Raw genomic sequence first — 18601 nt, forward strand, 5'->3', positions numbered from 1 at the left:
ATCTTTAGTCATATGGGATTTTTTTGTGTTCATCTTGCTAAAGATTGGGTAATCTTCCTTTCAATTACTGCTTTTTCTGAAAAAATAGTGTAAAATAGTAGGGAATGATTTAAAAGGTTTACAGGCCTTTAGATATTAAAAAAACGAGGAGTGCTAAAATGATTTTAGTTACAGGTGCCAATGGGCAATTAGGAACAGAATTACGTTATCTTTTGGATGAACGTGGTGAGGAGTATGTAGCGGTTGACGTTGCAGAAATGGACATCACTAATGCTGAAAAAGTTGATGAAGTATTTGCACAAGTAAAACCAACACTTGTTTACCACTGTGCGGCATACACTGCGGTTGATGCGGCTGAAGATGAAGGTAAAGAACTTGATTATGCTATCAACGTGACAGGTACTGAAATCGTAGCTAAAGCTGCAGCAAAATATGGTGCAACTCTTGTTTACATTTCAACTGACTACGTTTTTGATGGTAAAAAACCAGTTGGTCAAGAATGGGAAGTTGATGATACTCCAGATCCTCAAACTGAATACGGTCGTACAAAACGTTTGGGTGAAGAAGCGGTTGAAAAATACGCTGAAAAATTCTACATCATCCGTACTGCTTGGGTATTTGGTAATTACGGTAAAAACTTTGTCTTCACAATGCAAAATCTTGCCAAAACTCATGACACATTGACTGTTGTTAATGACCAACACGGTCGTCCAACTTGGACTCGTACTTTGGCAGAATTCATGACTTACTTGACAGAAAACCAAAAAGAATTTGGTTACTACCACTTGTCAAATGATGCTGATGAAGATACAACTTGGTATGACTTCGCGGTTGAAATCTTGAAAGATACTGATGTTGTCGTTAAACCAGTTGACTCAAGTCAATTCCCAGCAAAAGCAAAACGTCCACTTAACTCAACAATGAGTCTTAAAAAAGCAAAAGCTACTGGTTTTGTCATTCCAACTTGGCAAGAAGCTTTGCAAGAATTCTACAAACAAGACGTTAAAAAATAATGATTAGAAACGAGGGTGTAATCCCTCGTTTTTTTGTTATTGAGTATAGAGTATAAAAAACATTTTATATTGAATTCTTACTCGTTCGGTTTTTCTTTAATTTTTGAGTCTTCTTCCTTTTTTTCATTGTCCTTTTACCTATTATGTGATATATTAATAGTAACGTACTGTAATAGAAATGTAATATAAGTTATAAGGTGAGTGTGGTGGTAGTGATGAAAGATACAAATTCAAATGGGCATCGTTTATTAATTCAAAAGTTACTTGTCAGCATTCATTACCTAACACTTTTCAGAGATGAGATTGTTTTGGTCGAAAAGACACCATCATTGCTTGGTGATTCTTTTTCACTTAATACTGTCCAATCAGAGTTAGGTGAAATTTTGTCCGCTGTGGATGCGCTTTCTAAGCAAGAAAAGCTGATTAAATCAACTTTTTGGTATGATGAGCCTTCATTCAGATTGATGAATCATGCTTTGGATATTGTGGGTAGCTGGGTGCGTGGCATTGATCACGTTATAGAGATTTGTGAGTCTAAGTCAGTTTTCCAAGCGATTTTAGGTGATAATCGTCAGCGTGTTTTCGGAGTTTTGATTGATGTGTTTACGTCTTTGCGAGTGACTAATATGTCAATTAAGGAAGAGTCTGAATATCCAGTTTTGATTGACCCTCTACAAGTTGTTGAGTATAAAAAAAGAGAAGTCAAAAAAGCTGAATTATTTGCTAAGATTGATGCTTTAGTTCCGAGAAAATCAGAGCAAGTTTACACTGAAAGCGAAGAGACTAAAGAAGAGTCTATTCCAGAATTACTGGCGAAAGAATTAGCCAAAAGAGAAGAAGCTGTAAATCCAGAAAAAGTTCTTGGGCCAACTGAGTTAGAAGAAGTTGCCCCTGAAGTTAGTGAAGAAGTTGAAAATCAAGAAGTTGGTGAGGATACAGCTGAACCTGCTGTTTCTGAAATGTCAGAGGAACCTGAATCAGTTGAAGAAAACTCTTCTCAAGAAGAAGTGCCAGCCGAAGAAGAAAATGGCGCAACTGATGATGAGGTAGTTTCTCAGCTTGATCTAGAAGATTCTGTTGAGAATGAGGAAACTGCTCAAGAAGAATCAAGTCAGTTTTCTGAAGAAAAATCAGAACAAGAAGATTCAGAAGATGAAGTCTCTGAAGAAGTTGATGATGAGCTTACTGAATCAGAAGAGTTAGAGGTATCTGAAGTTGATGTTCAAGCAGAATCAACTAAATTAGATGTAGACGAAAAAGTATCAACTGATGATAGTGAAGTATCTGATTCTGAGGAAGAAGAGTCAAAAGAGTCTGATTATCCAGAAATTACTCGTGAAGATGCCATTAAACAATTCCGCAGTTTCTTATTTGACCATAAAGGTCTGGTGTGTGTCTTAGATGCTAGAGATGATTTGAAGCATGAAATCAAGTTCTACAATGCTTTTGACCGTTTCTACGGGGCTTTTGACAACGTATCGGACTGTTTGATTCTTTTGGAAAATATTTTAGATGATATTCGAAAACGTCCAAAAGAAGTTTTTGATAAAGAAGGAAACTTGATTAGTGAGCCGACTGAACCAATCAATCTTTTGGTTTATGGAGGAGATATTTTGATGAAGGACAGCCGTTTTGAAACGCTGATGTCTGAATTATCACCATTTTATCATCGCTCAGATTTACATGTTTATTCTTATAAAGCTTATGAATAGTAAAAACGTCCTTTGGGCGTTTTTTTGTAAATGAGTGTTGACAATCAAAAAAAATAGCGATATAATAATAAAAATTTGAAAACCTTTAATTAAGTCCAGAGAGACTTTCAAGGTTACTGTAAAAAAGAGTTTTATCTCTAATAAAAGGTGTGTGTATGCGTTTGTGTACACTGCTTATTTTGCTGTAACCTTGCCTTCTGGCGAGGTTTTTTTGTGTGAAAGGAAGACTATGACTTCTAAAGAAAAAGCATCTGTGCTAAAAGAAGATTTGTTGATTGTTAGTCAAAGAGAGATTGCGCCTCGTATTTTTGAGATGAAACTTTCTGGTGAGATGGTTTTGGATATGGCTCCAGGGCAGTTCTTGCATCTTCGTGTTCCAGATCCAAGCAAGTTACTTCGTCGTCCAATTTCAATCTGTCAGATTGATAAGCTAAATAAAATTGCAACGATTGTTTATCGTGTTGAGCGCGCTGGTACAGCAATTTTATCACAGCTAAAAGCAGGTGACCGTGTCGATGCTATGGGACCTCAAGGAAATGGTTTTGATCTGTCAGTGGTATCTGCTGGACAAACAGCTTTGCTTATCGGTGGAGGAATTGGTGTCCCACCATTGGTTGAAACAGCTAAACAGCTAGCTGCCAAAGGTGTGAAAGTGATTTCTGTGCTTGGGTTTGCTAATAAGGACGCAGTCATTTTAGAAGATGAACTCTCAGCCTATGGTGAGGTCTATGTGACAACTGATGACGGATCATATGGTATTAAGGGTTATGTCTCAACTGTTGTAGATGAATTGGTTGAAAAGCTGTCTTTTGATGCGATTTATTCTTGTGGAGCGCCAGGCATGCTCAAATATGTTGACAAGAAATTTGAAAATCACCCACACGCCTTTTTGTCAATGGAATCTCGCATGGCTTGTGGTATGGGAGCTTGCTACGCCTGTGTTGTTCATTTGCGAAATGCTAAAGAAGCAGCTAACAAGCGTGTCTGTGAAGATGGGCCAGTCTTTGAAACTGGTAAAATCATTTTATAGGGAGGTAAGATGATGTCAGAAAATCGTTTAGCAGTTAGTCTTCCAGGACTTGATTTGAAAAATCCGATTATTCCAGCGTCAGGCTGTTTTGGTTTTGGGCAAGAATACGCCAAATACTATGATTTGGACAAACTTGGTTCCATCATGATTAAGGCAACGACGCAGGAAGCACGTTTTGGAAATCCTACGCCTCGAGTGGCAGAAACACCTTCAGGAATGTTGAATGCTATTGGCCTTCAAAATCCTGGTGTTGATGTGGTCTTGTCTGAAAAGCTTCCGTGGTTAGCCGAGCATTTTCCAGAATTACCCATCATTGCAAATGTCGCTGGTTTTTCAAATGATGAATACGCTTATGTGTCTGAAAAAATCTCAAAAGCACCAAACGTTAAGGCTATTGAGCTTAACATCTCATGTCCAAACGTTGACCATGGAAATCATGGACTTTTGATTGGTCAGGTGCCAGAATTAGCATACGCTGCTGTTAAGGCTAGTGTTGAGAATTCAGAGGTTCCTGTCTATGTGAAATTAACACCGAGTGTTGCTGATATTACAACGGTTGCTAAAGCAGTTGAAGAAGCTGGTGCGACAGGATTTACCATGATTAATACTTTGGTTGGTATGCGTTTTGATTTGAAGACTCGTCAACCAATTATTGCTAATGGTACAGGTGGGATGAGTGGCCCAGCGGTCTTTCCAGTTGCACTTAAACTCATTCGTCAAGTAGCTCAAAGTTCGGATTTACCGATTATCGGTATGGGTGGTGTTGATTCGGCAGAAGCTGCACTTGAGATGATGATTGCTGGCGCGTCAGCAATCGGTGTTGGAACAGCTAACTTTGCTGATCCATATGCGTGTCCAAATATCATCGATCGTTTGCCTGAGGTCATGGATCAATATGGTATCACTAATCTCGAAACACTCCGCCGTGAAGTCAGACAAGAATTACGCGGCAAATAAGCTCTGCTATTTTATTAAAAAGTCAGTAAATTTTTGACTTTGAAATTCAAAAAAGCTATAATAATTACAACTGAATAACCTTTAATTGAGTCCAGAGAGGCGAGAAAGGTTCGTGAAAAAATAAAAAGATATTTTCTTTGACTAATGGGTGTTTGCTACCCTAGTTTTCGTGTAACCTCGCCCTCGGGCGGGGTTTTCTTTATAGAAAAAGGAGAAAAAATGCACGAAAGTCGTCCGATTATTGCTCTTGATTTTCCATCGTTTGATGATGTGAAATCATTTCTTGCTTTGTTTCCAGCAGATGAGAAACTTTATGTCAAGATTGGTATGGAACTTTATTATGCTGAGGGACCAGAGGTTGTACGCTATGTCAAATCTCTAGGGCATTCAGTCTTCCTAGATTTGAAGTTACATGACATTCCAAATACGGTCAAATCAGCTATGCGTGTTCTTTCAAATCTGGGTGTGGATATGACTAATGTCCATGCGGCTGGTGGTGTTGAGATGATGAAAGCTGCGCGTGAAGGACTTGGACAAGGTCCAAAACTTATCGCAGTTACACAGCTAACGTCAACATCTGATGAGCAAATGAAATCTGACCAAAATATCCAGACAAGTCTTGTTCAATCAGTTTTGCACTATGCTAAGAAAACTCAAGAGGCAGGACTTGATGGTGTTGTTTGCTCAGCAAATGAAGTGGCTGTAATCAAGGATGAAACATCAGATGATTTTATTTGCTTGACGCCTGGTATTCGACCAGCTGGGTCAGTTGTTGGAGACCAAAAACGTGTCATGACGCCGAGTCAAGCAAGTGCAATTGGATCAAGTTATATTGTCGTTGGACGTCCAATTACAAAAGCAGAAGATCCGGTTGCAGCTTACAAAGCTATTTACGACGAATGGAACGCTTAGTACTTGAATACTAACGCTAATATAATTTTTAAAAGTTTAGAAAAGAGGAATACTATGACTTTAGCATCACAAATTGCATCAGATTTGCTTGATATTCAAGCTGTTTACTTGAAACCAAATGATCCATTTACTTGGGCATCTGGTATTAAATCACCAATTTACACAGATAACCGTGTGACTTTATCATACCCTGAAACACGTACTTTGATTGAAAATGGTTTTGTTGAAAAAATCAAAGAAGAGTTTCCAGAAGTTGAAGTCATCGCTGGTACTGCAACAGCAGGTATCCCACACGGTGCTATTATTGCTGACAAGATGAACCTTCCGTTTGCCTACATTCGTAGTAAACCAAAAGATCACGGTGCAGGTAACCAAATCGAAGGTCGCGTAAGAAAAGGTCAAAAAATGGTTGTCGTTGAAGATCTTATCTCAACTGGTGGTTCAGTGCTTGAAGCTGTAGCTGCGGCAGAACGTGAAGGTGTTGATGTTATCGGTGTTGTAGCAATTTTCACTTATGAATTGCCAAAAGCAACTGAAAACTTTGAAAAAGCAGGAGTAAAACTTGTAACACTTTCTAATTACACAGAATTAATCAAAGTTGCTAAGGTTCAAGGTTACATCACTGCAGATGATTTGAATTTATTGCGTAAATTTAAAGAAAATCAAGAAACTTGGCGTGATTAAAAAGTTAGTATTTGGCTACTAAGGTTAAAAACTTTGGTGGCCTTCTTGGTTTAAAGGTTGAAAGGAGTTATAATGAAAGTATCATCAACATTTAAAAATAATGTTTTACCAGATGCTTATGCTAAAAAAGCTAGCGTTCAGGTGAGAGGAAATGCGGTGATTTCTTTTCCATTCACGATTGAGGATGTACCTGAAGGAACTAAGACGTTTGCTTGGACATTTGTAGACTATGATTCGATTCCAGTTTGTGGCTTTGCTTACATTCATTGGGTAGTTGCTAATGTGCCAGCAGATATGACAGCAGTTCCTGAAGATTTCTCTCGTTTGGATGCTAAGCATACACATGGTAAAAACAGCTTAGTTAGCAAATTTTTAAATGAGGACAATTCTGATATTTATGATGGCTATATGGGGCCATATCCACCGGATAAAGACCATATCTATACCCTTACAGTCTACGCTTTAGATTGTGAATTATCATTGGAAAATGGATTCTACATGAATGATTTGCTACATGCTATGGATGGTCATGTCTTGGCAAAAGAAAAGCTAGATTTAGTAGGGAAATACTAAAACTAACGAGGAGTGAACATGCAACATTCAACATGGCATGAATTAATCAAACAGGAATTACCAGAGCATTATTTTGGACGAATTAATCAATTTATGGATAGTGTTTATCAGCAGGAATTGGTTTATCCGCCACGTGAAAAAGTCTTTAATGCGATTCAGACAACAGCTTTAGAAGATGTTAAAGTCGTTATCATTGGTCAGGATCCTTACCATGGTCCTAATCAAGCACAAGGTCTATCATTTTCAGTGCCAGAAGATATCCCAGCTCCGCCATCTCTTCAAAATATTTTGAAAGAATTGGCCGAAGATTTAGGACAACGTGATCATCATGATTTGACACCGTGGGCTCAACAAGGAGTGCTTTTATTAAATGCTTGTCTGACTGTTCCTGCGGGTCGAGCAAATGGGCATGCTGGCCAAATTTGGGAACCATTCACAGATGCTATTATCAAGGTGGTTAATCAAAAAGAAACGCCAGTCGTTTTCATCTTGTGGGGCGGATTTGCTCGTAAGAAAAAAGCTTTGATTACTAATCTGATTCACCATGTCATTGAAAGTGCGCATCCAAGTCCACTCTCAGCTTATCGAGGATTTTTTGGTAGTCATCCTTTCTCAAAAGCTAATGCTTACTTAACAGAGGATGGTCTTGAACCAATTGATTGGTTGAAATAATAGGAGTTTAACATGTTACTTATTAAAAATGGTCGTGTCGTTGATCCAAAATCTGGTTTTGATCAGGTAGCGGACGTTCTTGTTGATGGTAAAAAAGTCGTGAAAATTGCTGATTCTATTGAAGAAGCTAGCGCTGAAGTGATTGATGCGACAGGTCTTGTTGTGGCACCTGGTTTGGTAGATATCCATGTCCATTTCCGTGAACCTGGCCAAACACACAAAGAGGATATCCACACTGGTGCACTCGCTGCGGCGGCAGGAGGCTTTACATCAGTTGTTATGATGGCAAATACGACGCCGACCATTTCTGATGTTAAAACATTGAAAGAAGTACTAGCTAGCGCTAGCAAAGAAAAAGTTCACGTTTATACAAATGCGACTGTCACTAAAAATTTTGATGGTCAAAATTTGACTGATTTCAAAGCATTACTTGAAAATGGAGCACTTAGCTTTTCTGATGATGGTATTCCGCTTCAAAGTTCAAAAGTTTTAAAAGAAGCGCTTGATTTGGCAAAAGAAAATAATACCTTTGTTGCTGTGCACGAAGAAGATCCTGAGTTAAATGGTATTCTTGGATTTAACGAGCATATTGCACACGATAAATTCCATTTCTGTGGTGCTACAGGTGTGGCAGAATATAGCATGATTGCGCGTGATGTTATGATTGCTTACGACCGCGGTGCTCACTTGCACATCCAACACTTATCAAAAGCTGAATCTGTGAAAGTGGTCGAGTTTGCTCAACAACTAGGTGCTAATGTGACTGCAGAAGCAGCTCCGCAACATTTCTCAAAAACAGAGGATTTGCTTTTGATTAAAGGGTCTGCAGCTAAGATGAATCCACCACTTCGTACTGAAAAAGACCGCTTGGCAGTTATCGAAGGATTGAAATCTGGAGTTATTTCAGTGATTGCGACAGACCATGCACCACATCATGCTGATGAAAAAAATGTTGAAGACATTACAAAAGCCCCATCAGGTATGACAGGACTTGAAACATCATTGTCACTAGGTTTAACAAATTTAGTGGCTACAGGTGATTTGACACTTTCAGAATTGTTGGCTAAGATGACTATTAATCCATCATCAATGTATGACTTTGATGCAGGTTATTTGGCTGAAAATGGCCCTGCAGATATCGTTATCTTCGCTGATAAGGAAGAACGCATTGTCTCTGATAAATTCGCCTCTAAAGCCTCAAATTCGCCATTTATCGGTGAAAAACTACAAGGTGTGGTCAAATACACTATCTGTGACGGTGAAGTTGTTTATCAAGCTTAATAAGTGCAGAAGAAAAGGATTAGCCTAAAGCTAGTCCTTTTTAGTTTTTTCTTGATGACTTAGATTTAATCCCCAAGGAACCAAGTTTTCCTCGTGGTTTTGGATACGTGTAATATTATCTTTGTGTCGTACAATAATAATACTTGCAATAAGGATAATCAGTAAAGTAAACAACAAATCATAGTGTGGTAGCAAAAAGCCAAAGGCTGGGAAAATCAGAACGCTAAGCACTGCAACACCAGCTGCAACAACACTTGATAATGAAATCATACTGAAAAGATAAAGAGTGATAACAAAGATTACAACAAGATATAGAAGAAATAGCGGTGCAAATCCAAGAAGGACACCAGCGCTTGTTGCAACAGCTTTACCACCTTTAAAGTTTGCAAAAATCGGGAAAGTATGTCCGATAATAGCAAATAAACCAATCAAAACTGCAGATACCTCTGGAGTGCTAAAAATAACTGGTAGGAGAGCTGCTAGAGTCCCTTTTAGCATGTCAATAATAAATGTAATGATACCTGCTTTAGCGCCTAGTACTCGGAAAGTATTGGTCGTTCCAGTGTTTCCGCTACCATGCTCTCTTAAGTTAGTGTGGTAGAAGTATTGACCAATCCAAAGTCCAGTTGGGATTGACCCCAACAAGTAAGCAATCACAATCATAACTAAAATTTTCATGTTTTCATTATAACATAATAGACCGCTATGAAAAGGAAAAATTTGAAAAATAAATAACTTGAAAAGTCAAAGTAAATTTGTGATAACGCTTTAAATTTGATATACTATTTCATGCAAAAATTGGTGATTTTCCTTGTAAAATCGTCATTGGTTTTGATTTTTTTTTGCAAAAATCTGAAAAAACTTGTAAGATAAAAAAGATGAATTATTTGGAGGTCGCTTTTGGCTAAAAAAGAAATTAATGTAAATAATTATAATGACGATGCCATTCAAGTATTAGAAGGACTGGATGCTGTACGCAAACGTCCCGGAATGTACATCGGTTCAACAGATGCGACAGGACTACATCACTTAGTTTGGGAGATTGTTGATAATGCCGTTGATGAGGCGCTTTCTGGTTTCGGTAATCAGATTGATGTCATCCTTAACCAAGATGGTAGTGTTACCGTAAAAGACCAAGGACGCGGTATGCCAACTGGTAAGCATGCTATGGGGATTCCTACGGTAGAAGTTATCTTCACAGTGCTTCACGCCGGTGGTAAATTTGGTCAAGGAGGCTACAAGACTTCTGGAGGTCTGCATGGTGTAGGTTCTTCAGTTGTTAATGCTCTTTCAAGCTGGCTTGAAGTTGAAATCACTCGTGATGGTGCAGTTTACAAGCAACGTTTTGAAAATGGTGGAAAACCTGTAACAACACTTAAGAAAATTGGTACAGCACCTAAATCAAAATCAGGGACAACTGTTACATTCATGCCCGATGATAAGATTTTTTCAACGACAGATTTCAAGTTCAATACCATTGCTGAACGTTTGAAAGAATCAGCCTTCTTGCTTAAGGATGTCACCTTGACATTAACAGACGAACGTCCAGAAGAAGCAGAACATTTGGAATTCCACTATGAAAATGGTGTTCAAGATTTTGTTGAGTATCTGAACGAAGACAAGGAAACATTGACACCAGTCATTTGGGTAACTGGTGAAGACCAAGGCTTCCAAGTTGAGGTTGCTCTTCAGTACAATGATGGTTTCTCTGATAATATTCTTTCTTTTGTTAATAATGTTCGTACAAAAGACGGTGGTACTCATGAGACTGGTCTAAAATCTGCTATTACCAAAGCAATGAATGACTATGCTCGTAAGTCAGGGCTTTTGAAGGAAAAAGATAAGAATCTTGAAGGGTCAGATTACCGCGAAGGCCTTTCAGCGGTGCTTTCTATCCTTGTCCCAGAAGAACACTTGCAATTTGAAGGGCAAACGAAAGACAAACTCGGAAGCCCACTAGCTCGTCCGATTGTTGATAGTATTGTTTCTGAAAAATTGACTTTCTTCCTTTTGGAAAATGGTGAAGTAGCATCAAATCTTGTTCGCAAAGCGATTAAAGCGCGTGATGCCAGAGAAGCAGCACGTAAAGCACGTGATGAATCTCGTAACGGCAAGAAGAATAAGAAAGACAAAGGTTTACTTTCTGGTAAATTGACACCAGCGCAATCTAAAAATCCTAAGAAAAATGAGCTTTATCTGGTCGAAGGGGATTCTGCCGGTGGTTCAGCTAAACAAGGACGTGACCGCAAATTCCAAGCCATTTTGCCATTGCGTGGTAAAGTCTTAAATACAGCAAAAGCTAAGATGTCTGACATTGTGAAAAACGAAGAAATCAATACTATGATTTACACAATTGGTGCAGGCGTCGGTGCTGATTTTAAAGTTGAAAATTCAAACTACGATAAGATTATTATCATGACCGATGCGGATACCGATGGTGCTCACATTCAGACACTTTTGCTAACATTCTTTTACCGTTACATGCGTCCGCTTGTTGAGACTGGACATGTTTATATTGCCCTTCCTCCTTTATACAAAATGTCAAAAGGAAAAGGCAAAAAAGAGCAAGTTGAGTACGCTTGGACAGATGGTGAGTTAGAAGAACTTCGTCAAAAATTTGGTAAGGGTGCTCAATTACAACGTTACAAAGGTCTTGGTGAAATGAACGCAGACCAGCTTTGGGAAACGACTATGAATCCTGAAACACGTACTCTAATTCGTGTAACGATTGAAGACTTGGCGCGTGCTGAACGCCGTGTCAACGTCCTTATGGGCGACAAAGTTGAGCCGCGTCGTAAATGGATTGAAGACAACGTTAAATTCACCTTGGAAGAAAATACAGTGTTTTAATCGCTATTTACAAAGTTGATTTTTAATGAGTGATATTATAGTCAATTAATATCTTTAGAGGACAAGCTAATGCTTTTAGATATCTGGACTGAAAAATATAGTATTCAATGGGCTGGAGTTTATCATTTGGTTTTATCAGAGTATCCTTTGATAAAAGATTGGGAATTGGAAAAAATTTCTGCTTTTATAGCATACGAGAAATTAAATGCTCGAACTACCCAAATTATTTGCGAGAATAAAGTACTTCGTGACAAGATAAAAGATATTGAGAGAAGGCCGCGTAAGGAATTTCCATATACTCCAAGTTCTAAAATAGTTGCTTCGACTTATGACGAAAAAGGTAAATATGTATATTCAGATTTTTTAAGCCATACCTGTACCGTTCAAGTAGCGAAAGAAATATTTAGAGAAAACAAGATTCTATCAGCGGTTAAGGCATTTAGATTGTCACCTGAGAAATTAGTTCAGAGTTCTCGTAATGCTGCGGGAGATCCAGCTGACTATTTTCAATATGTGATGCTTGGCTGGTCAAATACAACGTCTGGTTATCGTCTTGCTATGGAAAGGCTTTTGGAACGAGAACCTACAAAAGATGAATTAGGTCCGCTTTTTGTTCCGGGGGTAAGTTTCCATTTCAAATATAATGATATTATTGAAAGTGATGGTTATGTATTTGATGGCTATCACGCTGCGAAGGTTAAAGATGAAATTTCTTTGAACAAACTTTATCTTTGCATTATTCCTGAGGATAAACGAGAGGTTATTGAGCCTTTGGTTCCAAGTTGTTTAGTCCCTAAAGTATTTTATTTGAAGTACGATGGTGATGGTCTTTCTGCCTGGTCAGAAAAAGTTTTTAATGTTGTAAAAAACTTTGTTAGTTAGTATAGAAAAAGTTAATTTTTTGACGTGAAAAGTAAAGGATAATAATTATGTCAAATGTACAAAATATGTCTCTTGAAGACATTATGGGGGATCGTTTTGGACGATATTCCAAATATATTATTCAAGAGCGGGCTTTGCCAGATATTCGTGATGGTTTGAAGCCTGTTCAACGTCGTATCCTTTATTCGATGAACAAGGACGGCAATACTTTTGATAAAGGTTTCCGTAAATCGGCAAAATCTGTCGGTAACGTTATGGGTAATTTCCACCCACACGGTGATTCATCTATTTATGACGCTATGGTGCGCATGAGTCAGGATTGGAAAAATCGTGAAACCTTGATTGAAATGCATGGTAACAATGGTTCTATGGACGGTGATCCACCGGCAGCCATGCGTTATACCGAAGCACGTTTGTCAGAGATTGCTGGCTATTTGCTTCACGATATTGAAAAAAATACTGTTCCGTTTGCATGGAACTTTGATGATACTGAAAAAGAACCAACTGTTTTGCCAGCTGCTTTCCCTAACCTTTTGGTTAATGGTGCAACAGGTATTTCAGCGGGATATGCAACTGATATTCCGCCACACAACTTGGCTGAAGTCATTGATGCGGTTGTTTACCTTATTGACCATCCAAATGCAAAACTAGATAAATTGATGGAATTCTTGCCGGGACCTGATTTCCCTACTGGGGCGATTATCCAAGGTAAGGATGGTATTCGTAAGGCTTACGAAACTGGTAAAGGACGTGTTGTTGTTCGTTCACGCACTGATATTGAGACTCTTCGTGGTGGTAAAAAGCAAATTGTTGTCACAGAAATTCCATACGAAGTCAATAAAGCAGTACTTGTTAAGAAAATCGATGATGTTCGTGTGAATAATAAAGTTCCTGGCATTGCTGAAGTTCGTGACGAGTCAGACCGTGATGGACTTCGTATTGCTATTGAACTCAAAAAAGATGCTGACGAACAAACTATTCTCAACTATCTTTTGAAATACACTGACTTGCAAGTCAACTATAACTTCAATATGGTTGCTATTGATAACTACACACCGCGTCAAGTTGGTATTATTCCGATGTTGACAAGTTATGTTGCGCACCGTAAAGAAATTATCGTTGCACGTTCAAAATTTGATAAAGAAAAAGCTGAAAAACGTCTTCACATCGTCGAAGGTTTGATTCGAGTGATTTCAATCCTTGATGACGTTATTGCGCTTATTCGTGCGTCTGAAAATAAAGCTGACGCTAAGGAAAACCTAAAAGTCAGCTACGATTTTTCAGAAGAACAAGCAGAAGCAATCGTTACTTTGCAATTGTACCGCTTGTCAAATACTGACATTGTTGCACTTGAAAACGAAGAAGCAGAGCTTCGTGAACGTATCACTATGCTTAAAGCTATTATCGGTGACGAGCGTACTATGTACAATGTTATGAAACGTGAGTTACGTGAAGTTAAGAAAAAATTTGCAAATCCACGTTTAACAGAATTGCAAGCAGAAGCAGAAACAATCGAAATTGATGTTGCAAGCTTGATTGTGGAAGAAGATACGTTTGTCAGCGTAACAAAAGGTGGTTACATCAAACGTACCAGTCCACGTTCATTTAATGCTTCTACAGTTGAAGAAATTGGTAAACGTGATGATGATGAATTAATCTTCGTTTCTCAAGCCAAGACGACACAGCATTTGCTGATTTTTACAAATCTTGGAAATGTGATTTATCGTCCAGTTCATGAGTTGACAGATATTCGTTGGAAAGATATTGGTGAACACTTATCACAAACAATCACTAATTTTGCAACGGATGAGTGTGTCCTTTATGCGGAAATTGTTGATGAATTTGGACCACAAACGTATTTTGCTGCTACAAAACTAGGTCAGATCAAACGCTTTGAACGCAAGGAAATATCGCCTTGGCGTACTTATAAATCAAAAGCGGTTAAATATGCTAAATTGAAGAATGACGATGATATGATTGTGACAATTTCACCAATTGCACTTGATGATGTCATGGTGGTTACACACAATGGTTATGCCCTTCATTTCAATATTGATGAGGTGCCAGTTGTGGGTGCGAAAGCTGCAGGGGTCAAATCTATCAACCTCAAGGACGATGATTTTGTTGTGTCAACTTTCATCGCCAATACAGAAAGCTTCTTTATTTTGACACAACGTGGTAGCTTGAAACGTATGTCAACTGACTTGATTCCAGCTACAAGTCGTGCTAACCGTGGTTTGCAAGTACTTCGAGAACTCAAGTCTAAACCACACCGCGTCTTTATGGCAGGAGCAGTCCACGCTTCAAATGACGTGCAAAATATTGATTTATTCAGCGTTGAGCCACTTGACTCTGATAAGATTGAAACTCTAGAAGTTTATTCAAACAAAGGCAATATCTACAATGCTATCTTGGAAGATTTGACACTTTCAGAACGTACAAGTAATGGTTCGTTCATTTCAGATAAAATTTCTGATGAAGGCGTCTTTAGCGCAAGAATTAAATAATTACAAAAGGAGGCTGAGACAAATGTTCTCAGCTTCTTTTTTTGAAGCTGTAATGAAGTAAAATTAACTTAGAGTTTTCCATGCACAATCGAAATAAGAGCCTTACTGTCAATCACTGCTGAAAAATCAAGCTTCCACGAAAAAATGATTCGCTTTTCAGTTTTTAGAGTCATGGATAAAGTCTCCACGGGCGACTTTATTTGCCTCACCTTTGTTTTAAATAAATTTTCAGAATTTTGTGAAAAGTACTTGAAAAATGTTTTAAAAAGCGTACAATAGGATAAAAATAAAGAAAGAGGAATTGTTATGACAGTAGATTTAGACTGGGAAAATCTAGGCTTTGCCTATCGCAAATTACCATTTCGCTATATTTCATATTACAAAGACGGTAAATGGGATGAAGGAAAATTAACAGAAGATTCAATGCTCCATATTTCAGAAGCTTCACCAGCTTTGCACTATGGACAACAAGCTTTTGAAGGATTGAAAGCTTATCGCACAAAAGATGGTTCTGTTCAATTGTTCCGTCCAAATATGAATGCGGAACGCTTGCAACGCACAGCAGATCGTCTTCTCATGCCACAAGTGCCGACAGAAAAATTTATCGATGCTGCAAAGCAAGTTGTTCGCGCTAACGAAGAATTTGTCCCACCTTATGGAACAGGTGCGACACTTTATCTACGTCCTCTTTTGATCGGTGTTGGTGATATTATCGGGGTTCACCCAGCAGACGAATATATTTTTACAATCTTTGCAATGCCCGTTGGAAATTATTTCAAAGGTGGTTTAGTTCCAACAAACTTCTTGATTCAAGATGAATACGACCGTGCTGCACCACATGGAACAGGTGCTGCTAAAGTTGGTGGTAACTATGCATCAAGTCTTCTTCCAGGTAAAATGGCACATGAACGCAAGTTCTCTGATGTTATTTACCTAGACCCAGCTACACATACCAAGATTGAAGAAGTGGGTTCTGCAAACTTCTTTGGTATTACAGCAGATAATGAGTTTATCACACCACTTAGCCCTTCTATTTTGCCATCAATTACAAAATATTCACTTCTTTATTTGGCTGAACATCGTTTTGGCATGAAAGCTATTCAAGGTGACGTTAAACTTGATGAATTGGATAAATTTGTCGAAGCAGGTGCCTGCGGTACAGCAGCAGTCATTTCACCAATTGGTGGTGTCCAACATGGTGATGATTTCCATGTTTTCTATAGTGAAACAGAAGTAGGACCAGTGACACGTAAATTGTACGATGAACTTGTAGGTATTCAATTCGGTGATGTGGAAGCACCTGAAGGATGGATTTACAAAGTTGACTAATATTTTAAAGCTTGCTCTTGCAAGCTTTTTTGTTTTTCGGTAAAATATAGCGTGAGGTGGAAAAATGAGCAAAAAAGATAAAAAAATCGAAATTCAACTTGCTGATGCAAAAGTTGCTATTAACAACGCTAATGTTGATGGTTACAACTTGACTGCCGGTAAAAAAGTTATCGGTGAAATTGCTGAGCTTGATAACAAGTTTGCAGTTGTAAAAAACGGTGAAGTTGAGTCACTTTTCAAGACATTAGAGCAAGCAATTGAAAGTATTATTGAAAATTACAACTTAAATCGCTAAAAAATCGCGAAAAGTACTTGTCAGAGAACAAAAACTATGCTAGAATAGTTTTTGTCGTAACGGAAGGGTAGCGAAGAGGCTAAACGCGGCGGACTGTAAATCCGCTCCTTCGGGTTCGGGGGTTCGAATCCCTCCCCTTCCATTCTAAGATTTATTTCTTAGATTAATTGAACATTCTTTTTTGGGGTATAGCCAAGCGGTAAGGCAAGGGACTTTGACTCCCTCATGCGTTGGTTCGAATCCAGCTACCCCAGTCAAAGGTATCGAGTTTCGGCTTGACACCGTCAAAGATAAAAGTTGTTGTCGTTGCGGGTTACCTTGAGAAATATTATTGTTGTCAAAAGCTAGCTTAAGCTAGCTTTTGTTGGAGGATTTTTTAGAATGAATGAATTTGAAGATTTGCTAAACAGTGTTAGCGAAGTAAACCCTGGTGATGTTGTCACTGCGGAAGTTTTAACTGTTGATAATGATCAAGCAAACGTTGTTATCGAAGGAACAGGTGTTGAAGGTGTTCTTACACTTCGTGAATTGACTAACGATCGTGATGCTGATATTAACGATTTCGTTAAAACTGGCGACACAGTTGAAGTTCTTGTTCTTCGTCAAGTTGTAGGTAAAGATACTGATACAGTTACTTTCCTTGTCTCTAAAAAACGCTTGGAAGCTCGCAAAGCTTGGGATAAACTTGTTGGTCGCGAAGGCGAAGTTGTTACTGTTAAAGGTACACGTGCTGTTAAAGGTGGTCTTTCAGTTGAATTTGAAGGACTTCGTGGTTTCATCCCTGCTTCAATGATTGATACACGTTTCGTACGTAACACTGAAAAATTTGTTGGTCAAGAATTTGAAGCTAAAATCAAAGAAGTTGTTCCAGCTGAAAACCGCTTCATCCTTTCACGTCGTGAAGTAGTTGAAGAAAAAGCTGCTGCAGCTCGTAAAGAAGTCTTCTCTAAACTTGAAGAAGGTTCAATCGTTAAAGGTAAAGTTGCTCGCTTGACAAGCTTCGGTGCTTTCGTTGACCTTGGTGGTGTTGATGGACTTGTTCACGTGACTGAATTGTCTCACGAACGTAACGTTTCACCTAAATCAGTTGTTTCAGTTGGTGAAGAAATCGAAGTTAAAGTTCTTTCAATCGATGAAGAAGCAGGTCGTGTATCACTTTCACTTAAAGCTACAACACCTGGACCATGGGATGGTGTAGAACAAAAACTTGCTGCTGGCGATGTTGTTGAAGGTAAAGTTAAACGTTTGACTGACTTCGGTGCTTTCGTTGAAGTATTACCTGGTATCGATGGACTTGTTCACATCTCACAAATTTCACATAAACGTGTTGAAAATCCTAAAGATGTTCTTTCAGTTGGTCAAGAAGTTAAAGTTAAAGTTCTTGATGTTAACGCTGATGCAGAACGTGTATCACTTTCAATCAAAGCTCTTGAAGAACGTCCAGCACAAGCTGAAAACGAAGAAAAACGTCAATCTCGTCCACGTCGTCCAAAACGTGAAGCTAAACGTGATTACGAACTTCCAGAAACTCAAACTGGATTCTCAATGGCTGACCTATTCGGCGATATTGAATTGTAATTATAAATCATGAAAAGACTTACATTGTAAGTCTTTTCTTTTTGTTTTGATATGGTATAATAGAATAGTTGCCACCCTTAGTGTAATGGATATCACGCAAGATTCCGGTTCTTGAAATAGGGGTTCGATTCCCTTAGGGTGGAGTTATTGAGTGTAAAAAGCCAGAAATGGCTTTTTTCTTTGCGATAAAATCAATTCTAATTGCCTTGTAGCTGTTTTTATGAGGAAGTAGTGGTTTATCAGGATAAAATGTAAAAAGTGCTTTAAAAGGCTATTCTGTAGTGATTAGGGCGTTAAAAAAGCAGTCTAATAATTATAGACTGCTT

16 protein-coding genes and 3 tRNA genes are annotated in these 18601 nt (G+C 38.4%); 18 read left to right on the plus strand and 1 reads right to left on the minus strand.

Annotation, left to right across the window (positions count from 1 at the left end; genetic code table 11):
* Positions 1 to 158: 158 nt before the first annotated feature.
* From rfbD to ACN0NP_RS08855, 9 genes are all read left to right on the plus strand, one after another.
* Positions 159 to 1013 (plus strand): dTDP-4-dehydrorhamnose reductase, encoded by an 855-nt coding sequence (gene rfbD / locus ACN0NP_RS08815; protein ID WP_006532503.1) that lies wholly within the window; start codon positions 159 to 161, stop codon positions 1011 to 1013.
* 215 nt (positions 1014 to 1228) lie between these two features.
* The gene (locus ACN0NP_RS08820) at positions 1229 to 2725 is read left to right on the plus strand and encodes a hypothetical protein (protein ID WP_423217198.1); all 1497 of its coding nucleotides are present in this window, start codon (positions 1229 to 1231) and stop codon (positions 2723 to 2725) included.
* Positions 2726 to 2954: 229 nt separating this feature from the next.
* The gene (locus ACN0NP_RS08825) at positions 2955 to 3755 is read left to right on the plus strand and encodes a dihydroorotate dehydrogenase electron transfer subunit (protein ID WP_021142161.1); all 801 of its coding nucleotides are present in this window, start codon (positions 2955 to 2957) and stop codon (positions 3753 to 3755) included.
* 12 nt (positions 3756 to 3767) lie between these two features.
* Entirely contained in the window at positions 3768 to 4712 is a 945-nt protein-coding gene (locus ACN0NP_RS08830; RefSeq protein ID WP_423217682.1) for a dihydroorotate dehydrogenase, read from the plus strand.
* Between the two features lie 219 nt (positions 4713 to 4931).
* Entirely contained in the window at positions 4932 to 5624 is a 693-nt protein-coding gene (gene pyrF / locus ACN0NP_RS08835) for an orotidine-5'-phosphate decarboxylase (protein WP_423217199.1), read from the plus strand.
* Positions 5625 to 5678: 54 nt separating this feature from the next.
* A complete protein-coding gene (gene pyrE / locus ACN0NP_RS08840; protein WP_423217200.1) occupies positions 5679 to 6308 on the plus strand; it encodes an orotate phosphoribosyltransferase in 630 nt (209 codons plus the stop codon).
* 72 nt (positions 6309 to 6380) lie between these two features.
* Positions 6381 to 6881, plus strand: coding sequence for a YbhB/YbcL family Raf kinase inhibitor-like protein (locus ACN0NP_RS08845; RefSeq protein ID WP_074480048.1), 501 nt, complete (start codon positions 6381 to 6383; stop codon positions 6879 to 6881).
* Between the two features lie 18 nt (positions 6882 to 6899).
* The gene (locus tag ACN0NP_RS08850) at positions 6900 to 7553 is read left to right on the plus strand and encodes a uracil-DNA glycosylase (protein ID WP_423217201.1); all 654 of its coding nucleotides are present in this window, start codon (positions 6900 to 6902) and stop codon (positions 7551 to 7553) included.
* Between the two features lie 12 nt (positions 7554 to 7565).
* Positions 7566 to 8834, plus strand: coding sequence for a dihydroorotase (locus tag ACN0NP_RS08855; protein ID WP_033153669.1), 1269 nt, complete (start codon positions 7566 to 7568; stop codon positions 8832 to 8834).
* A gap of 30 nt (positions 8835 to 8864) precedes the next feature.
* Here ACN0NP_RS08855 and plsY read toward each other — a convergent pair whose 3' ends face one another.
* A complete protein-coding gene (plsY, locus tag ACN0NP_RS08860) occupies positions 8865 to 9512 on the minus strand; it encodes a glycerol-3-phosphate 1-O-acyltransferase PlsY (RefSeq protein WP_024344181.1) in 648 nt (215 codons plus the stop codon).
* Between the two features lie 222 nt (positions 9513 to 9734).
* Between plsY and parE the strand changes: the two genes are divergently transcribed.
* The 9 genes from parE to ACN0NP_RS08905 all read left to right on the plus strand — a co-directional run bounded on the left by parE (position 9735) and on the right by ACN0NP_RS08905 (position 18418).
* Positions 9735 to 11684 carry a DNA topoisomerase IV subunit B gene (gene parE / locus ACN0NP_RS08865; RefSeq protein WP_021142170.1) on the plus strand — a complete coding sequence of 650 codons (1950 nt, stop codon included), beginning with the start codon at positions 9735 to 9737 and terminating at the stop codon, positions 11682 to 11684.
* 69 nt (positions 11685 to 11753) lie between these two features.
* Positions 11754 to 12566, plus strand: coding sequence for a phosphate ABC transporter ATPase (locus ACN0NP_RS08870; RefSeq protein ID WP_423217202.1), 813 nt, complete (start codon positions 11754 to 11756; stop codon positions 12564 to 12566).
* A gap of 47 nt (positions 12567 to 12613) precedes the next feature.
* Positions 12614 to 15073 (plus strand): DNA topoisomerase IV subunit A, encoded by a 2460-nt coding sequence (gene parC / locus ACN0NP_RS08875; RefSeq protein WP_423217203.1) that lies wholly within the window; start codon positions 12614 to 12616, stop codon positions 15071 to 15073.
* Between the two features lie 306 nt (positions 15074 to 15379).
* Positions 15380 to 16402 (plus strand): branched-chain amino acid aminotransferase, encoded by a 1023-nt coding sequence (locus ACN0NP_RS08880; protein ID WP_021142173.1) that lies wholly within the window; start codon positions 15380 to 15382, stop codon positions 16400 to 16402.
* A gap of 64 nt (positions 16403 to 16466) precedes the next feature.
* Positions 16467 to 16697, plus strand: coding sequence for a DUF2969 domain-containing protein (locus ACN0NP_RS08885; RefSeq protein ID WP_021142174.1), 231 nt, complete (start codon positions 16467 to 16469; stop codon positions 16695 to 16697).
* Between the two features lie 61 nt (positions 16698 to 16758).
* A tRNA-Tyr gene (locus ACN0NP_RS08890) sits at positions 16759 to 16839 on the plus strand.
* A 40-nt stretch (positions 16840 to 16879) separates the two neighbouring features.
* Positions 16880 to 16951: transfer RNA gene (locus ACN0NP_RS08895), tRNA-Gln, on the plus strand.
* Between the two features lie 127 nt (positions 16952 to 17078).
* Positions 17079 to 18275 (plus strand): 30S ribosomal protein S1, encoded by a 1197-nt coding sequence (rpsA, locus tag ACN0NP_RS08900; protein ID WP_021142175.1) that lies wholly within the window; start codon positions 17079 to 17081, stop codon positions 18273 to 18275.
* Between the two features lie 71 nt (positions 18276 to 18346).
* Positions 18347 to 18418: transfer RNA gene (locus ACN0NP_RS08905), tRNA-Arg, on the plus strand.
* Positions 18419 to 18601: the final 183 nt, after the last annotated feature.

This window comes from Streptococcus equinus, assembly GCF_049393805.1.
Lineage (GTDB): Bacteria > Bacillota > Bacilli > Lactobacillales > Streptococcaceae > Streptococcus > Streptococcus equinus.

What these genes read in the sequence shown, in the direction of transcription:
- rfbD (WP_006532503.1), top strand. Translation starts at nt 159, where the DNA reads ATGATTTTAGTTACAGGTGCCAATGGGCAATTAGGAACAGAATTACGT.
- ACN0NP_RS08820 (WP_423217198.1), top strand. Translation starts at nt 1,229, where the DNA reads ATGAAAGATACAAATTCAAATGGGCATCGTTTATTAATTCAAAAGTTA.
- ACN0NP_RS08825 (WP_021142161.1), top strand. Translation starts at nt 2,955, where the DNA reads ATGACTTCTAAAGAAAAAGCATCTGTGCTAAAAGAAGATTTGTTGATT.
- ACN0NP_RS08830 (WP_423217682.1), top strand. Translation starts at nt 3,768, where the DNA reads ATGTCAGAAAATCGTTTAGCAGTTAGTCTTCCAGGACTTGATTTGAAA.
- pyrF (WP_423217199.1), top strand. Translation starts at nt 4,932, where the DNA reads ATGCACGAAAGTCGTCCGATTATTGCTCTTGATTTTCCATCGTTTGAT.
- pyrE (WP_423217200.1), top strand. Translation starts at nt 5,679, where the DNA reads ATGACTTTAGCATCACAAATTGCATCAGATTTGCTTGATATTCAAGCT.
- ACN0NP_RS08845 (WP_074480048.1), top strand. Translation starts at nt 6,381, where the DNA reads ATGAAAGTATCATCAACATTTAAAAATAATGTTTTACCAGATGCTTAT.
- ACN0NP_RS08850 (WP_423217201.1), top strand. Translation starts at nt 6,900, where the DNA reads ATGCAACATTCAACATGGCATGAATTAATCAAACAGGAATTACCAGAG.
- ACN0NP_RS08855 (WP_033153669.1), top strand. Translation starts at nt 7,566, where the DNA reads ATGTTACTTATTAAAAATGGTCGTGTCGTTGATCCAAAATCTGGTTTT.
- plsY (WP_024344181.1), bottom strand. Translation starts at nt 9,512, where the DNA reads ATGAAAATTTTAGTTATGATTGTGATTGCTTACTTGTTGGGGTCAATC.
- ACN0NP_RS08870 (WP_423217202.1), top strand. Translation starts at nt 11,754, where the DNA reads ATGCTTTTAGATATCTGGACTGAAAAATATAGTATTCAATGGGCTGGA.
- parC (WP_423217203.1), top strand. Translation starts at nt 12,614, where the DNA reads ATGTCAAATGTACAAAATATGTCTCTTGAAGACATTATGGGGGATCGT.
- ACN0NP_RS08880 (WP_021142173.1), top strand. Translation starts at nt 15,380, where the DNA reads ATGACAGTAGATTTAGACTGGGAAAATCTAGGCTTTGCCTATCGCAAA.
- ACN0NP_RS08885 (WP_021142174.1), top strand. Translation starts at nt 16,467, where the DNA reads ATGAGCAAAAAAGATAAAAAAATCGAAATTCAACTTGCTGATGCAAAA.
- rpsA (WP_021142175.1), top strand. Translation starts at nt 17,079, where the DNA reads ATGAATGAATTTGAAGATTTGCTAAACAGTGTTAGCGAAGTAAACCCT.